A 17,512-nucleotide genomic window follows, 5' to 3' on the forward strand; every position below is an offset into this window, starting at 1 on the left:
AATTAAGGCGATACAGGATGCAAATACACATGCGCAATGTCTATGACGGCCGTGGTGAGGTGAAGAAAGCCATACAGCCTTGGCTTTCCGGGCATTCGCAACGGCTTGACTTACTTCCTGGGTTGCAGCTGCTTAAACAACACCTCCATAGCAAATCAGACGTGTCTGTGTGTGAAGAAGCGCCATCCAGTCTGTATTTTTCTTTTGTGGGAACAGGCCCTATTCACAGTGCAAACGATGCCCAATCTTTGCAGATAGCGTATCACCCGCGCCGCTTAAATGGCTCTTTTGATCTTCCCAAAGGTTACCAACAAAGTACGCTTCAAATTTGTATTCGTCCTTCATTGCTAGCGACAGTGCTTGGCGAAACAGAAGCCCAGCTTGTTCAACACCTCATCAAAATGGTTGAAACATTAAGCAATCCGAGGGGAATCATTGAACTTACTTTAACTAAAAAATCACTCCAGTTGCTAGGTTCTGTTGTCTCACACAAGGGGCATACTATCAGTCTAACTGGACATCTTTACGCTTTGCTTTTTACTCTTATTGAACAGCTTCAACAATTAAACCATCTTGCACAATGTGATGACTGTCAACGCAAAGTGTTTCATGCACAAAACCTGCTTGAAATACCCATAAACGGAGCATTAAACATCAAACAATTGGCTCAAAAGGTAGGTCTCAACTCGGACACCCTTGCCATAGGCTTTGCGTTTGTTGTGGGACAGTCTATTGAGGATTATGGCACCGAAAGGCGAATCAAATTCGCCGCGGCTCAGCTTAGACAAAACCCTATGGCCAAACCTCGCATTTTGGCGGAGAGTGGCTTTTCAGAAGACGAATTTGAAGCCGCCTTTATTGAGCATTATGGTGTCAGTAGCCAGCAATACAAACACATTCACTAAATAGTAGGAATAAAATTCATCATGGCACAACCCTCTATTGCCCTCATTTATGGCACGGACACCAACAATACAGAAGAAATTGGCCATAAGATCGCCAAACAATGGGAAGAACTTGGTGAATCCGTTGATATTTTTAACATTAAGGAGATTTCACTAGACCAACTAGAATCTTACCCGATGCTTATTTTAGGCATCCCTACGTGGGACTTTGGTGGCATTCAATCTGACTGGGAAGACGTTGGCGATTGCCTGGCTGAACTCTCACTTGAACACAGTGTTATTGCTTTGTACGGCCTAGGTGACCAATTTGGTTACGGCGACTATTTTATTGATGCGGTGGGATGGCTATACGAAAAACTACAACCCACGAATGCAACTTTTATCGGTCAATGGCCAACACAAGGCTATGATTTTGAAGCCTCCAGAGCCTGTACAAAGGATAAAACGTCTTTTGTCGGTTTAGCGATCGATGAAGATCAACAATTTGACCTCACTGATCAACGTATTGAACAGTGGGTTATCCAGCTTTACGCGGAAAGAACCATCGAAACCGCTTAAGTTATCACCGTGACTGGCCATTTACTCACGCTAACGACTCAAATTTGGGTACACAAACATTCACTGCCCTGAATGACCAAATTTAGCATTGAATAAATGAGATAACTGAGCAGATTGCTTTCAATGCGTAAAGAACGTGGTTGCCTCTCTTTCTCTCCGGCTTGGAGGCCGCCGCGTATTTTTTAAATGTTTTTTTCTAACCACGCTTTTTTCGGTTCACAATTCGCTATGATGTAAATCATTTTTTTACAGACCGTTGGCTTAATATGAACCTTCAACTCACCGATATCGTTATCTTTATTTTGGTCGCTGCCCTTGTGTATGCCTGGTGGCGCAACTCGTCCATCAGAGAATTGGCATTAATCAACGCAAAAAAACACTGTGAAGCCCTCAATTTGCAACTGCTCGATGGGAGCGTAGCAGGATCCCAATGGCGCCCTACCTGGCACCAAGGCGAAATAAAAATCAAACGCAGTTACACATTTGAGTTCAGCTCTAGTGGTGTGGCTCGCTACCCCGGAAAAATACGCTACATTGGTAATCAGCAGGTAGATATATGGTTAAGTCCACACGATTTTTAAGGATTTAGGAATGCGACATTACAAAAAATTACATTTAGACACAGCAACAATACAAGGTGTTATTGGTTTTTATGGCTGCACGGTAGTAATTAGGTCATTATAGAAATAGAATGCTAGAATAAATAAAAGGCAATTCAGTTGATTAAATGTTGGACATAAGTGAGAGAAATGCTCTCCTAACGCTCGTTCATTGCTCTACTTACAATAAAAATTCAGGATACATTATGCTGGCAAATCTCAGTTTCAGAACCAAGTTACTCTCATTACTTATTGCGGCTATTTTAGGGTTCGTCGTGGTTACTGCCGTGGCTTTGCAAGGTTTGAGCGTTCAAGAAGCCTCGTCTTCAAAATTTGAACGACTTACGAGTGTTGATAAACATCTCGCCACACTGAGCTTAACCTTGATGGAACAATATGAGTCTCTAACAGCCATTGATGACAGCAGTTACGAGGACTTTCTTGTTCAGCTTGAAGCGAGCGACATTAGCTTTATTGGAACATTGAATAAAGACATCGCTATACTTGTTGACCCTGAAGCAAAAAATAACACCCAAAATATTTCCGATGCTTTAGTGGTTTACAACGAGGCGCTTAAGCAGCTGGTAAACCAACGACAAAAAAGTAGGCTTTAATGGGTCTTCCGGTATGAAAGGTGAGATTTCTCAGCTTGGAGAAAAAGTCACCGCTGAAATTTCATTCCTAAGCTTAGTAAAACAAGAGTTTTTACCCGTTCGCGAAGCGGAAAAAAACTTTATTTTTGAGCCCACAGTAGAAAACAAAGCCACCTTTATGGATCGCTTTGACAAATTTTACAAGCGTGTGACCAACTTTGGCCTTGAAGAGCGTTTTGGTGAAGTCATCAAACAATACTTTACAGCGGTTGAACTTTTTGACACCGAAAATCAAAATCTCATTAATTTGCAGGCTGAATTTTCAGCAACAAAAAACACGTTTGGTCAAACTCGCACAATCGCAGTCGATTACATGGGGAATGCCTTGGTTGAAGCTCGCCAGCAAGCCTCTTCTAGCTCTCAACAAGCAAGCATCAGTGTAATTATTGTCAGTATTGTTGTGACTGTGATTGCCGCTCTCATGATGATGGGTATTGGTGGCAGTGTGAATAAAACTCTTAACCAGATCATCAAAGATTTGGGCAAAGTGAAGGGGGGAGACCTGACCGCTCAATTGCATGTAAACAACAAACGTAACGACGAGTTTGACTCTTTATGCAGTTCTGTCAATGAAATGACAAATGGTCTTGGTACCGTTATCGGTGAAGTGGTCGTTACCACACAAGGCGTTAATAATATGGTCACCGAATTAAACACATCGGTCACCAACATCGCGAAAAGTAACCGTTCCATCAGCGAGCAAACAAACTCTTTGGCCGCAGCAACAGAGGAAATATCCACCACAATCTCTAGTATTTCCGACACAACCAGTGACTTAAGCAGTCAATCGCAACACACCTATGAGTCGGCGAAAATTGGGGCCGAAACGATCAAAAGCGCCCTGTCTAATTTGTCAAGCACCATCAGTGTGGTGAATAAAACAAGCGAGCAACTAAACGAGCTAGGTCAGCTGTCTAAAGACATTGATAATGTGATTGGCATGATCAACGATCTAGCTAATCAAACGAACCTTCTGGCACTTAATGCCGCCATCGAAGCCGCACGAGCCGGCGAAGCGGGCAGAGGGTTCTCTGTCGTAGCTGACGAGGTACGCTCTCTGGCTGAAAAAACAGTCGATGCCACTGCAAAAATCACCAATATTGTCAGCACGATTCAATCCTCTACTCAAACCGCTATTGAAACCATGCACAATGGTCAAGAAAGTCTGCATGCGATAGAAGAGTACAGCGAGAAAGCCGAACTTGCGATTCGTGATATCGAGCAGAATGCTCAAACCAGCTCAGCGTCTTCAATCGATATGGCTCGCTCCATTCAGGAAGTGGCGAAAACCGCTGTCCACATGAGCGAAGAAATGGACAAAATTGCTCAGCAGCTTCAAAGCGATACCAGCTTCATTATCAGTATTGAAGGTAATACTCGAGACATACACAATCAAGTTAGCAGCCTAGATAAGAAAACCAGTGTATTTACTACTCGCTCATCGTAAAGTGCTTCAAATATTTGACCTGATAAGACAAGTGTAAAATATGCCAGATCCCTTTTCCGTATCACGTAGAAACAAAAAAACCGGCCTATAGTAAGGCCGGTTTTTTTGTTATAAATACACCTTTTTTATAACGCTGCGAATTCTTTTTCCCAACGCTTTGCTTCTTTCTTAGAAGGCCCGCCCAATACATTGACGGCAGTACGCATACGAGCTCGAGAAATATCAGAGCCCAAAATCGCCATCGAATCAAACACAGACACCGACGCCGTTGACCCTGATATTGCGACAAATAAAGGGGCAAAGAAATCTTTGGGTTTAATGTCTAAAGACTGTGCCAACGTTTTCATCTCATTGAAGATGTTGTCTTTTTCCCACTGATTCAAAACCTCCAAACGCCACAAAGCAAATTGCATCCCTTTACGAAGTGTCTCTTCATCCATCTTGATCGATGCAAAATCGTCCTTCGTTACTGGTAACAACCCTTTTAGGAAAAAACCTGCGACATCCGCGACATCAGAAAAAGTTTCTACACGTGGAATCACCAGCGGCAAAATTTTCATTAAGTATTCAGGGTTCAAAGCCCATTCAACGTATTTTTGAGCGAACGTTTCTGCCGTTAAATTTTCGCGAATCCACATGCCGTTTAACCAGCTGAGTTTTTCAACATCAAACACCGGCCCACCTAAGGAAACACGCTGTATATCAAACTGCTCAATCATCTCATCAAGGGAGAACTTTTCACGTTCGTCCGGCATAGACCAACCCATACGACCTAGGTAATTAATCACCGCTTCCGACAGGTAACCCATGCGTTGATAGTACAAAATACTGGTCGGGTTTTTGCGCTTCGACAGTTTAGACTTGTCAGGATTACGCAATAACGGCATATGACATAACGTTGGCATATCCCAACCAAAATATTGATACAGCAAAATATGCTTAGGCGCTGAGTTAATCCATTCTTCACCCCGAATAACGTGGGTGATTTTCATTAAATGATCGTCTACTACATTCGCCAAATGGTACGTTGGCATGCCGTCGGCTTTTAGCAAGACCTGCATATCCACTTGAGACCAATCGATTTCAATGGTTCCACGTAGCATATCTTGAACGACACAAGTACCCTCTTCTGGAATTTTCATACGAATGACATATGGAACACCCGCATCCAATTTTGCCTGCACTTCTTCTGGCGTTAAATTGAGCGCACGGCCATCGTACTTCTGCTGTATACCTTGTTCTTTCTGATCAAGGCGCATTTGATCCAACTCTTGTGTTGTTTCAAACGCATAAAAAGCATGGCCTTTTGCCACTAAATCAAGGGCATATTGGCCATAAATATCACCCCGCTCACTTTGACGATAAGGGCCGTATTCACCACCCACGTCCGGTCCTTCAGCCCAATCTAACCCCAACCAACGCAAAGCATCCAGAATCATTTTTTCTGATTCTGGTGTACTGCGGGTTTGATCTGTGTCTTCAATTCGTAAAATGAATTTACCTCCCATTTTACGGGCAAACGCCATATTAAATAAGGCAATGTATGCCGTACCAACATGCGGGTCGCCGGTAGGAGATGGTGCAATACGTGTTCTAACCTCTGACATAAAAATCTCTTTTATCTGTTATCTAACATGTTGCTATTATAGGCTTTCTCACCGTCCACGGGTAAGAGGCCTGAATTATATTTTCAATTAACCATTTTACGACACTCTTTGTTAAACATAAGCCATGAACAAAATTATTCATAAAAGCCCTGACTTAGAGCACTGCCCTACCGCACTCGCACTTAAATAATGCACTGAATATCACACCCTAAAGTACACAAAATAAACCCTATACATAACATAAGGTTACATGCCTTTAATATCAATTAAAGGATTAGCGCAGCGCATTTTATGGTCTGCAAATTGCAAGTTACAATGCAATGCAATTGACCTATCAATAAGTAAACTGGGGATTTTTTATGATACTGATGCCAGGCACAATCTTAATGGCGGCACTGCCTTATTACGCCCGCCTGATAATGGTTATTACACTGGGCGTTGTTTCAGTTATTGTTACCGTCATACCCCCTTTTAAACAACATGCTCAGATCATCAATCCATTATGCACGCTATTGTTGGTCTATTTTTCCCTCTCATCCAGCGCACTCACAAAACAACGCGTAAAAGAATTTTGTAAGAACTTAACCAATATAAAATCCACCACAGTGATTAAGCTGTCCTCCAATGATGGCGAGTTCAATCGCTTGGCAAATCACATAAACGCCTTACTTAGATCCTTAAACAGACAAAATAACCTACTAAGCAGCTGCTCAAAGGAAACACAATACACCGCCAAGGAGCTTCAAAACTCCTCAAACAGCGTTGCACGAGGGGCAAACGAGGAATACCAAGCACTGGAGGCCTTGTTGGTTACCAGTAAGGAAATGAGTGAAACCGTAAAGAGCATCCTGTCTCGCATTAAAGCAACGTCCATCACGGCGAATCAAACTCGGCAACAATCTGAAGAAGGTCAAACGGCACTCAACGACCTGCAACAACATATTGACAGCATGCGGTCAAAAGTTATTGATAATCAGGCGCAAATGACTCAGCTCATTAAAGTGACACAAGACATCAGCCATTTTGTAAATACCATTGAACAGATCACGTCGCAAATTAACTTAGTGTCCTTAAATGCCGCCATCGAGGCGGCACGCGCAGGAGAAGCCGGTCGAGGCTTTGCAGTGGTGGCAAATGAGGTAAGGCATTTGGCTGAAAATACAGATAAAACAGCGCAAGATATTCGGTTACTGGTGTCGTCTATTGCGTACCAAGTTCAGCATTCAGAAAAAACCAGTATGGAATTAATGTCATACTCAAACAGCGTAACAGAAGGCTCTAATAAGGCAGCGTCTGCTTTAATAGCGATTCATTCAGCCGCTCATTCAACCCAACAAGAAGTCCAACATTCCACGGATTTAATTCACACCTTTGATGTTGCAAACACAGAACTATGCACCCGATTACAACACATTGCCCTCGTCAGCGAACAACATAGCCAAGCCAGTAAAGACACAAAAGACATGGTGAAGTACATGGAGTGGCTTTCTTCCCGTTTGGAGCAAAAGGAAACAAATATATGAGCGTAATTAGCCTTTTTATAGTGGTCTGCATTGCCATTTTAACGCTCGCAATCAGTCGTCAAATATGGGCAAAAAAAGCTTTCAAACAACGGTCCCTGTCCGGTATTTCAGGCATCTTGCTGTTTATAAAGCTGATTAAAATAACGCAACAACATCGAGGAATGCATTCTGGTTTTTTGAGTGGGAACCATGACTGCAAGGAAAAGCTTAACCAGCTGGAATTAGGCATTGATCAGCTATACAAAAGCTTGCTAGCTTTTGAAACGCTCCACGCATACCCAGCGTCTCGAAGCGTTCAATATCCTATCAAACAATGGCAGCGTTTGATGCATCACCACACCCTTAGCAGCGCCGAGAGCTTTCAACTTCATTCGGGATTAATCGCCCGTCAACTTGACGCGATTTGGGACATGTCCGACGAATTTTCTCTCACGTCTCATCCACACGAAAACATTCGCGATGCCGCTAAACAACTGGTTAAAACACTGCCTGAATTAGCGGAATCCGTAGGTCAAGTTCGCGCACTGTGTATGCAGATTGCTTCTAAGCACGAAATGAGAGCCGATAAAAAGCTGCAGCTTGTGTTCACCTTAGGAAAAATAGAAGACCACATCAAGACGCTCATCACCCCTTTACCTTCATTATGCAATGAACGACTTAACCAATTTATAAGCAACATTAACCGTCACATTCAAAACTCAACCCTCGATAAAGAAAACCCCGATATTCTTTTTGAACAAGCCACTCAGGTGATCGATGAAATTTATGACTTCATTTTTATAGGCTTTAAAACACTGGAAGATGACATTAGCTAAACTCATGGTCTTTGTCTCGTCGTGTAACGCAACTGAGACAAGCGCACGCCAATATCCACGTCGGTTTTTAGAGCCACCAGTGACCTCGATAAAAGACATTGATCGTAACCGCCCGCCAACAACGATTGGCTACGTTCCGACAAACTGGAGGCGTTCGCATAAATAGACTCAATGGTTGGGTGTTGGGCAATAATACTCTGAGCCGTTTTAGGACCAATGCCTTTCACCCCGGGGATTTTATTGGTTGCATCACCAACAAGCGCCCAATAATCCGTGAGCTGATGGGGCTCTACACCGTATTTACCGGGAACCCAAGCTTTGTCATAGCCTAATTTTGCAAAGTAATCATACTGCAAAATATGACTGTCGCTTAATAACTGAGTAAAACCTTTGTCGGTCGACACTATGTAGGATTTAATGCCATTTAACGCGGCCTTTACCGCGAGCGTAGCGATAAGATCGTCGGCTTCCCAACCATCTAGCCTTAAGCATGGCAAATGATTAAACCGAAACACTCGGGCAAAATCTGGCAAGGCCTCTAGTAAGCCATCATCCATCGGCACGCGGCCCAACTTGTATTCAGGAAAAACATGATGTCGCCATGTTTTTCCACTGGCGTCAAACACGACCACGGCGTAAGTCGGATCAAATTGCTGGGTCAGTTTGGACAAGGCATCGATCGCGATACTTTGGGTGCGCTCAATACGCCGCAACGCATCTTGCTCTGATTCTAGCGCCGCATATTGACGCCGAATGAGATTCAAACCATCAACAATGAGTAATTTTTTATTCACACCAAGCCCTTATTTTTACGCCATTGCGCTTCGAGAACATCAATATAATAGGGTAACATGTGTCTACACTCATCACGACAACTTGTGACACTGGCCATTTGTCACACTGATGAGTTATGAGGTCATAGTGATCGAGTAAAAAAACGAAAGGATTTGATAATGAAACAATATTCTGATTATTGTTATGCTAAAGCGACCTGGGCCACCCTGGTAAAACTCACATGCTTACCACTTGCTTTTTTATCGGCCGCCACGGCCGCCGCCCCTATCAGCGCAGTGATTGGTTTCAATAACAGCCAAGTCACTGAACACAATCACACCCTCACATTACAGCCCAACCCTGGTACTTTATTGCCCCTTACTGAACACTTCCCCCCAATTTTGAACCTACAAACCAGCGCAGAATCACATTGGCTGAATGAAATCGCCAAAAAAGTCAGCGTCGAACACAAACAAAGAGCGCTTCAGTACACTGGCACATTACTCCGTATCGAGCACTCTTCGCGGTCGTTTCAACTCTTAACCGATGACCGAACTCTTACTTTACCAATGGATGATTTTTATCTCATCCCTTCAGCATCATCCACAAAATCGACCTTACAAAAAGGCGACTCGTATCCTGTAAGCTATCAAACCAACCAACTATTTTGGCGCCCTCAGCTGAGTTTTATCTTCGAGGAAGACCAAGTCACTTTGTCTCAACAGGCCTTGATCAGCAATCAATCCGATACTCCAATAGACATCCAAAACAGCCTATTGCATCATTCTAGCAACACCACTGAGCGACTTTTTAAAACAGAGCGCAGCCTTATGGCAATGAGCGATGCCTCACCTAAAGTACGCTACCAAGACAACGAAATCAGCTACTCAATAGGCACTCCCCCTTTATCGGTAGCACCCTATTCGAGCTCACTGATCGCATTACCCAGCCACCGCAGCAAGATAGAAAAGCAAACGCATCAAGCCAATGTGCGCACGTACAATCATAACCAAAGTAATATAGAACTTAATTTCACCCATACTGTGCTGTTTTCATTGCAACAAGATGGCTTACCAGGGGAATACAACACCTTTTGGAAAAGAGACAATCTATTGCTTCCTGGTGATTCTGTGGCATTAAAAACCGTTCGCAAAGACGCACGCGTTAGTGTATCTACCGGTAACAGCCAAGACATTACAGGCCGCTTTACCTTGATTAACGCCTCTTCACAAAAACAACCAAGCACACAAACATGGCAAGTCGACATTGAAAACCACTCAAGTCAAACACAGCAATATTCCATTGAACACCAGACCAATGAGCTCATTGAATCTTTCGAAGGGATAGGGCTAACGAAAGTAAATGCGAACAGCATAACGCTGGAGGGAAAAATACTCGCCAATGCAAAGAAAACCGTTACCTACCAACTGGTACTAAAAGAGTAACAGTCACATAAAAACAAACCAGGAAGGCCGCCAATACAGGACAAAAAAAACCATCATGTTAAAAACATTTGGTGCTTGCAGAAACTTTCCTTAATAAGAACCAAATATCACGCTTTCGTTATGATATGGTCAACAGTCATAATAGATATAGCAAGAATGGCACTGCCACAAGCGAAAAACTTGGGGTAGTATTATAACTATATTTCATACTACGAGCCCACAGAGATCTATGAAAAAGCATATTATACCCTCAATCCTCGCTGCAGTTGTTCTAAGCAGTTCCGCTGCCCACGCAGACAGCCTCTACGAAGTGTACAAGTTGGCGAAACAGCACGACCCAGGTTTGCGTGCCGCCGCCGCAAGCTACCAAGCCCAAAAAGAAGGAGTCACCGTCACCAAAGGAAATCTATACCCCAAAATCAGCTTTAGCGGTAATTTAGGGTACGATAACATTGACAACCCTTCCAGTGACTACAGCAACACATCTAACACTCTGGCACTGTCGCTGAATTACCCTATTTACTCACCGGCGCTTAATTACGCCGTCGATGCTGTCGAGTTAGGCTCACAAAGTGCGGGAGTCAGCTTTACAAATGCTGAAGAAGATTTAGCCTTGACGACGCTAACCGAATACTTCAAATTGTTGATCGCGCAGTCAACCCTGAAAACGACACAAGCCTTAGTCAAGAGCACCGAGAGCCAACTGGACCGTGCCAAAAAGCAATATGAAGTGGGTTTGGCGTCCATTACTGACCTGCAAGACGCGCAAGCAGAATACGATTCTGTGCGTGTGACTGAATTAAGTGCGCGTTCTGACGTGTCTTACGCTCAAAAAGCCTTATTCCAACGAACAGGTCAAGAAATAACCCATGTTCCAGAACTGTCTAAAGACTTCCCCATTCGTCTTGATCCGGGTATGACCGTTGATTCACTGATCTCTAAAGCGCAACGCGACAACAAAGATTTGCAAATTTTAGACATCGCGGTCAAAAGCGCCGAAAACAACATCAGCATCCAAAAATCTAACGGTCGATCCCCTACGGTCTCGATTACGGGTTCTTTATCTCGCAAAGATAATAATTTCAGTAGTGGCACAACAAACGCCGATGGCGTGACCAATACGTCTTCTGTTGCTCTAGGCGTCAGCATTCCGCTTTACAGTGGCGGCGCCATTGAGGCATCGGTTCGCCAAGCGACGGCGCAAGCTCAATCGGCCTCAGAACAAAGAGCCGGTTCGTTGCAAAGAATTGAACTGAATATTCGTAGCCTTTATCTTGATCTTCAAACCGCCGTTGCTCAAATCGACGCTCAACAGCAGTTGATTCGCTCTCGTAATAGCGCGTTAGAAGCAACAAAAGCTGGCTACGATGTTGGGACACGTAATCTAGTTGAATTATTAGATGCCCAATCTAATCTTTATAATGCCCAAAATACATACGAGCAATACCGCTACAACTTTGTACTTAAAAAACTCAGCCTATTGGAAACAACAGGCGACTTGGATGAAGCTGAAATCAAAGCACTAGATCAATGGCTTGTGATTAAACAGTGAACCAACGATTACTTTGATGCCATAAATGAGCAAAAAACCGTAAAACTGTGTTTTACGGTTTTTTTTGCTTCTAAAGACGTCCCCCTAGCCACCGACTAAGCTTACGCCATCTATTGCGTAATAAGCTTATCTCGCTGGGTAAAACGCACCAATACCTTGTATAAACCATGAGCATCTTTACTACCAGCCAACTCACGAATCGAGTGCATTCCAAACGTCGGCAAACCAATATCTATGGTTGGTACACCAATCTCGCCAGACGTAATTGGACCTATGGTACTGCCGCATGCCATGTCGCTGCGAACAACAAAACACTGAACCTCGTAATTTTCTTCTGCCGCAATATCACGGTAAACACTCGCTGTTTCGCTGTTAGTGGCATAACGCTGGTTAGCATTTACTTTGATAACCGCCCCCTTATTGATGGCTGGAGCGTGATTTTTATCATGCTTGTTCGCATAATTAGGGTGCAAAGCATGGGCATTGTCTGCTGAGATCAGCATAGAGCGCTGCATCGCTTGAACATATTGCTCAGGATTTGGCGTTAATCGGCGCAATACATCTTCAAGGAAAGGGCCATTAGCCCCACAAGCCGACAAACTGCCAATCTCTTCATGATCGGTGCACACTAAAAGACAAGGGCGCTGTTGGCCAGAATCCAGTAGCGCTTGCAAGCCAACAAAACAACTTAACAAATTGTCCAGTCGAGCCGAGCAAATATATTCCTTATGCAAGCCAACAAGCGCCGCAGGCTGGGTGTCATATAAGCTCAATTCGAAATCCAGAATAGTGCCGATGTCTAGGTCTGTATGTTGCTTTTTAAGTTGAGATGCTAACAGCTCATGCAGATCGAATGCATTTTCCACGCCACACAATATAGGCAGAATCTCCTCTTGTGGGTTCACTGAAAACCCTTCGTTTGCCTGTCGATTCAAATGAATCGCCAAATTGGGCACCACGGCGATCGGGTCTTTAAAGTCGACCAAACGGCTGACAATGTCACCCGTTTTTGTTTTCAATGTAACGCGCCCTGCAATGGACAAATCTCTATCAAGCCAAGTGTGCAGCAAAGCGCCTCCATACACTTCGACCCCAAGCTGATGAAAACCAAATCGGTCGACCTGTGCATTAGGTTTGAGCTTCAAACAGGGGCTGTCTGTATGAGCGCCCATCATTCGCCAGCCACTTTGGTCAAATGTCAGTTGAGGCGTGGTAAAAGCAATCAAGGATGAATCGTTACGAGTAACAAAATACCGCCCACCTTCATCAATGACCCACGTATTTTGTTCGAAAAGCTCAACAAAACCGCCTGCTATTAACGCTTTTCGCATCGTGTCAGTGGCGTGAAAAGGGGTTGGGGACAATGGAAGGAATGACAGTAAATTTTCATTGAAGTTTGAACGTTTCATGATGTCCTATCAGCACAATGCTGTAAAAAAGTGACTTTTTAACACTTTGGCTAGCCTTACAGGCCAGTGTCTAATATGATTTTACTTACGATATACCCTACCGACATAGAGAGCCTAATCAGGATGAACTATAAACGCCTTTTACTTTGCCTTTTAACCGGCTACACCTTTGCCGCATCGCCAGCGTCGGCTTTTCAGGCGCTTCAACCGCTCCACGAATATGACAAGGTGTCCAAAGAACTCGTCGAGACGTTAGAGGGCATTCATTATAACAGACCTAATATTGATGACGCTATTTCATCAAAGGCTTTCGATTACTACATTGACGCCCTAGACCCAAGCAAAAGCTTTTTTTTACAAAGCGACATAGACAGCCTAACTCAGTACCAGAATAGCTTTGATGACGCCTTAAGAAACGGCGACGTGCAAGTCGCTTACACCATTTACAATGTGTATTTAGAACGCCTCGAAAAACGACTACTTGACTTGCAAGAACATCTCCCCGAAATGGTGAAGGGCTTTGATTACACATTAGATGAAACGCTCAACACCGATCCAGACAAACAAACCTGGGCAACAACAGACGCCGAGCTTGACGACTATTGGCGCAAACGCCTCAAAAACCGTGCTCTTACACTCAAAATAAACGGCGAGAGTGAAGAGAAAATTCTCACTATGTTAGAACGTCGCTACAAAAACCAGCTTAGACAAGTCGATCAGACCAACGCCACCGATGTATATCAAACCTTTGCAAACGCCATTACCTCGGCTTTAGACCCACACACCAGCTACTTTGCACCACGAGCCTCAGAAACCTTTAATATCAACATGAGCTTATCGCTTGAGGGTATCGGCGCTGTCTTACAGATGGACGACGACTACACCAAAGTAGTACGACTGATTCCGGGGGGGCCGGCTGCCACCCAAAGTGACTTATCGCCAAACGACCGTATTATCGCCGTTGGTCAAGAAGGCGCCCCCATGGTAGACGTCGTGGGAATGCGCCTTGATGACGTGGTCGACATGATACGTGGCGAAAGCGACACTACGGTTGTACTAGAAATCACCTCGAGCAAGGGCGACACACAAACCAGTAAACGCATCAGTATCGTGCGCAAAAAAGTAAAGCTAGAAGATCAGTCAGCTAAAAAAGAAGTGGTAGACATTGAGCGAGACGGAAAAACTTACAAAGTGGGCGTGATTACTTTACCCACGTTTTACTCTGACTTTGCCGCCATACAGGCCGGCGACAAGGATTACAAAAGCTCAACCCGAGATACTAAAACACTGATTGATGAACTGCGTAAAGAAAACATCACCGCACTGATACTGGATCTTAGAAACAACGGCGGCGGCTCTCTTCAAGAAGCCAATGCGCTCACAGGCCTCTTTATTCCCGCCGGACCTACCGTGCAAATACGTGACCAAAGTGGTCGTGTAACCCCTCTTGGCGATACAGATGCGACCATCACTTACAGCGGCCCTATGGCCGTGCTTATCAACCGTATGAGTGCGTCTGCCTCTGAAATTGTGGCCGGCGCTATGCAAGATTATGGACGCGCGCTGATCCTCGGTGACCAATCTTTTGGCAAAGGCACAGTTCAAGTATTGCAAGATTTAGACAAAGGCCAATTAAAAATAACGCAGGCGAAGTTTTATCGTGTCTCAGGCGAAAGTACACAGCACAAAGGTGTCATGCCAGACATCGCTTTCCCTTCGCTCATAGACAAAGAAACCATTGGTGAAAGTGCGCTAGATAACCCATTAATATGGGATAAAATCCACGAAACACGCTACCCCGTCTACTGGAACATCCCGGCTTATTTGCCAGTTTTAGAACCAAGACACGCCGCCAGAATGGCCAAAGACCCCAACTTTGTCGCCATTAACGCGCAAATTTCAGATTTTAAACAACAAGTCGAAACGTACAAAACCGTTTCATTAAACGAAAAAACGCGTATTGAGCAACAAGAAACAAATAAAGCCAATGAGCTCTTGCGCGAAAATACTCGTCGCAAAGCCCTTGGACTTGACACACTAACATCGGTTGATGATATCGAACCAATCGACGAAGATACCTTTGCCAAAGAAGCCTCTGAGATTTTGTTGGATTTTATTGCGACAAATCAATTAGCCCAACAGCAAGCTGAAAAGAAAACCGCTCAAAATTAACAGCACAGCCTAACTCAAACCAGAAACGAAGCCGTTTACAAGAGCGTCTTCGTTTTTTTTCTTCACTCTTTAAATGTAATCAATACCATGGCAAAAGCGTCATCCGACCGCAATACAATCGACTTATTTGGCACCACACCGGGGCGCCCCCGAACTCAGCCACTAACCCGAAAGGACCAACTTAAGATCAATAAACGAGCCCAGCGCGTAAAAGAAAAAGCCCAAGGGTTGAAGCGATTAGAATTAATCGTAGAACAAGAAGTCCTCGATAAACTCGACCAGTTGTGTGAAAAAAATGGCCTTAAACGCGCCGAGTGGCTCACACAACAAATCAACCAATCTCTTGGCGTGAGTAAATCAACAAGATCTAAAAAATAAGGTCATTCATAATAGTGATTTGCTATACTGGCCGACCGCAGGCTCTGGTAAGCAAAAAAATAGACTCTCTATGGCTAAACTGTATTTTTATTACTCGGCAATGAACGCAGGAAAATCGACCGTTCTCTTGCAGTCCGCCCATAACTATCAAGAAAGAGGCATGCGTGTTTTACTCCTCACCGCCTCAATAGACGATCGTTTTGACACCGGACAAATCGCCTCTCGCATTGGCATCTCTGCACAAGCTAGCGTGTTCGATCACCATACTGATCTTATGTCACTGGTTAAAAACGATGCTGATGAACAAAAATTAAGCTGCATTTTAATCGACGAAGCCCAGTTTTTAACCAAAAGCCAAGTTTATGACTTGTCAGAAATCGTCGATACACTGCATATCCCTGTGCTGGCATTTGGTATACGCACCGACTTTCAGGGTGAGCTTTTCGATGGTAGCAAAGCACTGTTGGCGTGGTCCGACAAATTAATTGAATTAAAAACCGTGTGTCATTGTGGCAGTAAAGCCACCATGGTCATTCGCCTTAATGCACAAGGTGTTCCTGTCAAAGAAGGCGCACAAGTAGAAATAGGCGGTAACGACCGATACTTATCGGTTTGCCGAAAACACTTTAAAGAAGCCGTAAGAGACTAATTATGTGGTTCAAAAACGCCCAAATTTTCCAATTAAAAGACACCGAATCACTCGATACGAATGCACTCATTGATAAGATACCCGAGTTTCCACTAAAAGAATGTGGCTCCCAAGAAGACTTTTCCTTCGGCTGGTTACCCTTAATCCGTAACAGCGAACAATGGAGTCTCGCCAGTGATCAGTGCTTGTTATTTCGCGCTGGCAAAGAAGAAAAAGTGTTGCCCTCAGCCGTAGTGCGTGAGGAATTAGAAGCCAAAGTTGCCGAAATTGAACTGATTGAAGGCCGTAAAGTCGGCCGCAAAGAACAGTCCGACCTAAAAGACGAACTGGTGTTCACGTTACGCCCTAAAGCCTTTTCAAAACGTACGGATATTTGGGCCTATATTGATTTAAAAGCAAACATTCTGGTTCTTAACAGCACCAATGCTGGCATGACCGAGCTTTTATTCAAGCACTTGCAGACGACACTGGGTAGCTTCCCCATGACGCCTTTACAGGCAAAAGTATCCCCCTCATCATTAATGACAGAATGGTTAACCAAAAACGAGGTTCCCGCTAGCCTAGAAACGGGGGACGAATGTGAGATACAAGACGCATCAGAAGACAAGGCCACCATTCGCTTTAAAGCGCTGGAACCACTTTCAGATGATGTGACACGCCATTTAGAGGAAGGCATGGCGGTCAAAAACTTGGCGCTGCGTTGGTCCGACAAACTCAGCTTTGTTTTATATGACGACTTAACCTTGCGTAAAATCAAAGTGGACGACGCCTTAAAAGACGCTGCGTTTAACGACTCTCAAGGCGGTGGTTTATCGGATATGGACGCTAATTTCTCGTTAATGTCATTAACCATAAGAGCGTTTTTTGAATCTTACTGCCTGTGGTTTGACATCGACTAAGCCCGCTTTCTTTCCCACGCTTTTCCACAAATACCGTGGATAAGCTTGGGGAGAACTTCGACAATACGAGCGCTCACGCCTATCTTGGTTATACGCTCAAATACTCTGTATAAATGACGCGTTGTTT

At 44.1% G+C, this 17,512-nt stretch carries 14 protein-coding genes and 1 pseudogene; 12 read left to right on the plus strand and 3 right to left on the minus strand.

What is annotated here, in order from left to right; all coding sequences use genetic code 11:
- The first annotated feature begins 17 nt into the window (after positions 1-17).
- From FXV75_RS09890 to FXV75_RS09905, 4 genes and pseudogenes are all read left to right on the plus strand, one after another.
- Positions 18-905, plus strand: coding sequence for a helix-turn-helix domain-containing protein (locus FXV75_RS09890; protein ID WP_148832998.1), 888 nt, complete (start codon positions 18-20; stop codon positions 903-905).
- Between the two features lie 21 nt (positions 906-926).
- Complete coding sequence (locus tag FXV75_RS09895; protein WP_148833000.1) at positions 927-1,463, plus strand: flavodoxin; 537 nt, start codon at positions 927-929, stop codon at positions 1,461-1,463.
- 266 nt (positions 1,464-1,729) lie between these two features.
- Positions 1,730-2,044, plus strand: a complete 315-nt coding sequence (locus tag FXV75_RS09900) for a DUF3301 domain-containing protein (RefSeq protein WP_148833002.1) — start codon at positions 1,730-1,732, stop codon at positions 2,042-2,044.
- 224 nt (positions 2,045-2,268) lie between these two features.
- A pseudogene (locus FXV75_RS09905) lies at positions 2,269-4,162 on the plus strand (methyl-accepting chemotaxis protein).
- A gap of 125 nt (positions 4,163-4,287) precedes the next feature.
- On the opposite strand, the gene gltX reads toward FXV75_RS09905, so the two are convergent.
- Positions 4,288-5,769, minus strand: a complete 1,482-nt coding sequence (gene gltX, locus FXV75_RS09910; protein WP_148833004.1) for a glutamate--tRNA ligase — start codon at positions 5,767-5,769, stop codon at positions 4,288-4,290.
- 359 nt (positions 5,770-6,128) lie between these two features.
- On the opposite strand from gltX, the gene FXV75_RS09915 reads away from it, so the two are divergent.
- Entirely contained in the window at positions 6,129-7,292 is a 1,164-nt protein-coding gene (locus FXV75_RS09915) for a methyl-accepting chemotaxis protein (protein ID WP_148833006.1), read from the plus strand.
- Entirely contained in the window at positions 7,289-8,107 is an 819-nt protein-coding gene (locus FXV75_RS09920) for a hypothetical protein (protein WP_148833008.1), read from the plus strand. Before FXV75_RS09915 ends, FXV75_RS09920 begins: the two co-directional genes overlap by 4 nt.
- 2 nt (positions 8,108-8,109) lie before the next feature.
- Here the strand turns inward: FXV75_RS09920 and xni are convergent, their stop codons facing one another.
- Positions 8,110-8,901, minus strand: coding sequence for a flap endonuclease Xni (gene xni, locus FXV75_RS09925; protein ID WP_148833010.1), 792 nt, complete (start codon positions 8,899-8,901; stop codon positions 8,110-8,112).
- A 159-nt stretch (positions 8,902-9,060) separates the two neighbouring features.
- On the opposite strand from xni, the gene FXV75_RS09930 reads away from it, so the two are divergent.
- Together FXV75_RS09930 and FXV75_RS09935 are read left to right on the plus strand one after the other, a co-directional pair.
- Positions 9,061-10,326 carry a hypothetical protein gene (locus tag FXV75_RS09930; protein WP_148833012.1) on the plus strand — a complete coding sequence of 422 codons (1,266 nt, stop codon included), beginning with the start codon at positions 9,061-9,063 and terminating at the stop codon, positions 10,324-10,326.
- 229 nt (positions 10,327-10,555) lie between these two features.
- On the plus strand, positions 10,556-11,878 hold the full coding sequence (locus tag FXV75_RS09935; RefSeq protein ID WP_148833014.1) for a TolC family outer membrane protein: 1,323 nt from the start codon (positions 10,556-10,558) through the stop codon (positions 11,876-11,878).
- Positions 11,879-11,988: 110 nt separating this feature from the next.
- Here FXV75_RS09935 and FXV75_RS09940 read toward each other — a convergent pair whose 3' ends face one another.
- A complete protein-coding gene (locus FXV75_RS09940; RefSeq protein WP_148833015.1) occupies positions 11,989-13,287 on the minus strand; it encodes a M18 family aminopeptidase in 1,299 nt (432 codons plus the stop codon).
- Positions 13,288-13,410: 123 nt separating this feature from the next.
- Between FXV75_RS09940 and FXV75_RS09945 the strand changes: the two genes are divergently transcribed.
- From FXV75_RS09945 to FXV75_RS09960, 4 genes are all read left to right on the plus strand, one after another.
- Positions 13,411-15,459 carry a carboxy terminal-processing peptidase gene (locus tag FXV75_RS09945; protein WP_148833017.1) on the plus strand — a complete coding sequence of 683 codons (2,049 nt, stop codon included), beginning with the start codon at positions 13,411-13,413 and terminating at the stop codon, positions 15,457-15,459.
- An 87-nt stretch (positions 15,460-15,546) separates the two neighbouring features.
- Complete coding sequence (gene ybfE, locus FXV75_RS09950) at positions 15,547-15,837, plus strand: LexA regulated protein (RefSeq protein ID WP_148833019.1); 291 nt, start codon at positions 15,547-15,549, stop codon at positions 15,835-15,837.
- A 70-nt stretch (positions 15,838-15,907) separates the two neighbouring features.
- On the plus strand, positions 15,908-16,486 hold the full coding sequence (locus tag FXV75_RS09955; RefSeq protein WP_148833021.1) for a thymidine kinase: 579 nt from the start codon (positions 15,908-15,910) through the stop codon (positions 16,484-16,486).
- Between the two features lie 2 nt (positions 16,487-16,488).
- The gene (locus FXV75_RS09960) at positions 16,489-17,385 is read left to right on the plus strand and encodes a recombination-associated protein RdgC (RefSeq protein WP_148833023.1); all 897 of its coding nucleotides are present in this window, start codon (positions 16,489-16,491) and stop codon (positions 17,383-17,385) included.
- Positions 17,386-17,512: the final 127 nt, after the last annotated feature.

It is taken from the genome of Marinomonas sp. IMCC 4694 (assembly GCF_008122525.1).
Classification (GTDB): Bacteria; Pseudomonadota; Gammaproteobacteria; order Pseudomonadales; family Marinomonadaceae; genus Marinomonas.

Coding starts and splice junctions, on each gene's coding strand:
- FXV75_RS09890 (WP_148832998.1), top strand. CDS start 18: ATGCAAATACACATGCGCAATGTCTATGACGGCCGTGGTGAGGTGAAG.
- FXV75_RS09895 (WP_148833000.1), top strand. CDS start 927: ATGGCACAACCCTCTATTGCCCTCATTTATGGCACGGACACCAACAAT.
- FXV75_RS09900 (WP_148833002.1), top strand. CDS start 1,730: ATGAACCTTCAACTCACCGATATCGTTATCTTTATTTTGGTCGCTGCC.
- gltX (WP_148833004.1), bottom strand. CDS start 5,769: ATGTCAGAGGTTAGAACACGTATTGCACCATCTCCTACCGGCGACCCG.
- FXV75_RS09915 (WP_148833006.1), top strand. CDS start 6,129: ATGATACTGATGCCAGGCACAATCTTAATGGCGGCACTGCCTTATTAC.
- FXV75_RS09920 (WP_148833008.1), top strand. CDS start 7,289: ATGAGCGTAATTAGCCTTTTTATAGTGGTCTGCATTGCCATTTTAACG.
- FXV75_RS09930 (WP_148833012.1), top strand. CDS start 9,061: ATGAAACAATATTCTGATTATTGTTATGCTAAAGCGACCTGGGCCACC.
- FXV75_RS09935 (WP_148833014.1), top strand. CDS start 10,556: ATGAAAAAGCATATTATACCCTCAATCCTCGCTGCAGTTGTTCTAAGC.
- FXV75_RS09940 (WP_148833015.1), bottom strand. CDS start 13,287: ATGAAACGTTCAAACTTCAATGAAAATTTACTGTCATTCCTTCCATTG.
- FXV75_RS09945 (WP_148833017.1), top strand. CDS start 13,411: ATGAACTATAAACGCCTTTTACTTTGCCTTTTAACCGGCTACACCTTT.
- ybfE (WP_148833019.1), top strand. CDS start 15,547: ATGGCAAAAGCGTCATCCGACCGCAATACAATCGACTTATTTGGCACC.
- FXV75_RS09955 (WP_148833021.1), top strand. CDS start 15,908: ATGGCTAAACTGTATTTTTATTACTCGGCAATGAACGCAGGAAAATCG.
- FXV75_RS09960 (WP_148833023.1), top strand. CDS start 16,489: ATGTGGTTCAAAAACGCCCAAATTTTCCAATTAAAAGACACCGAATCA.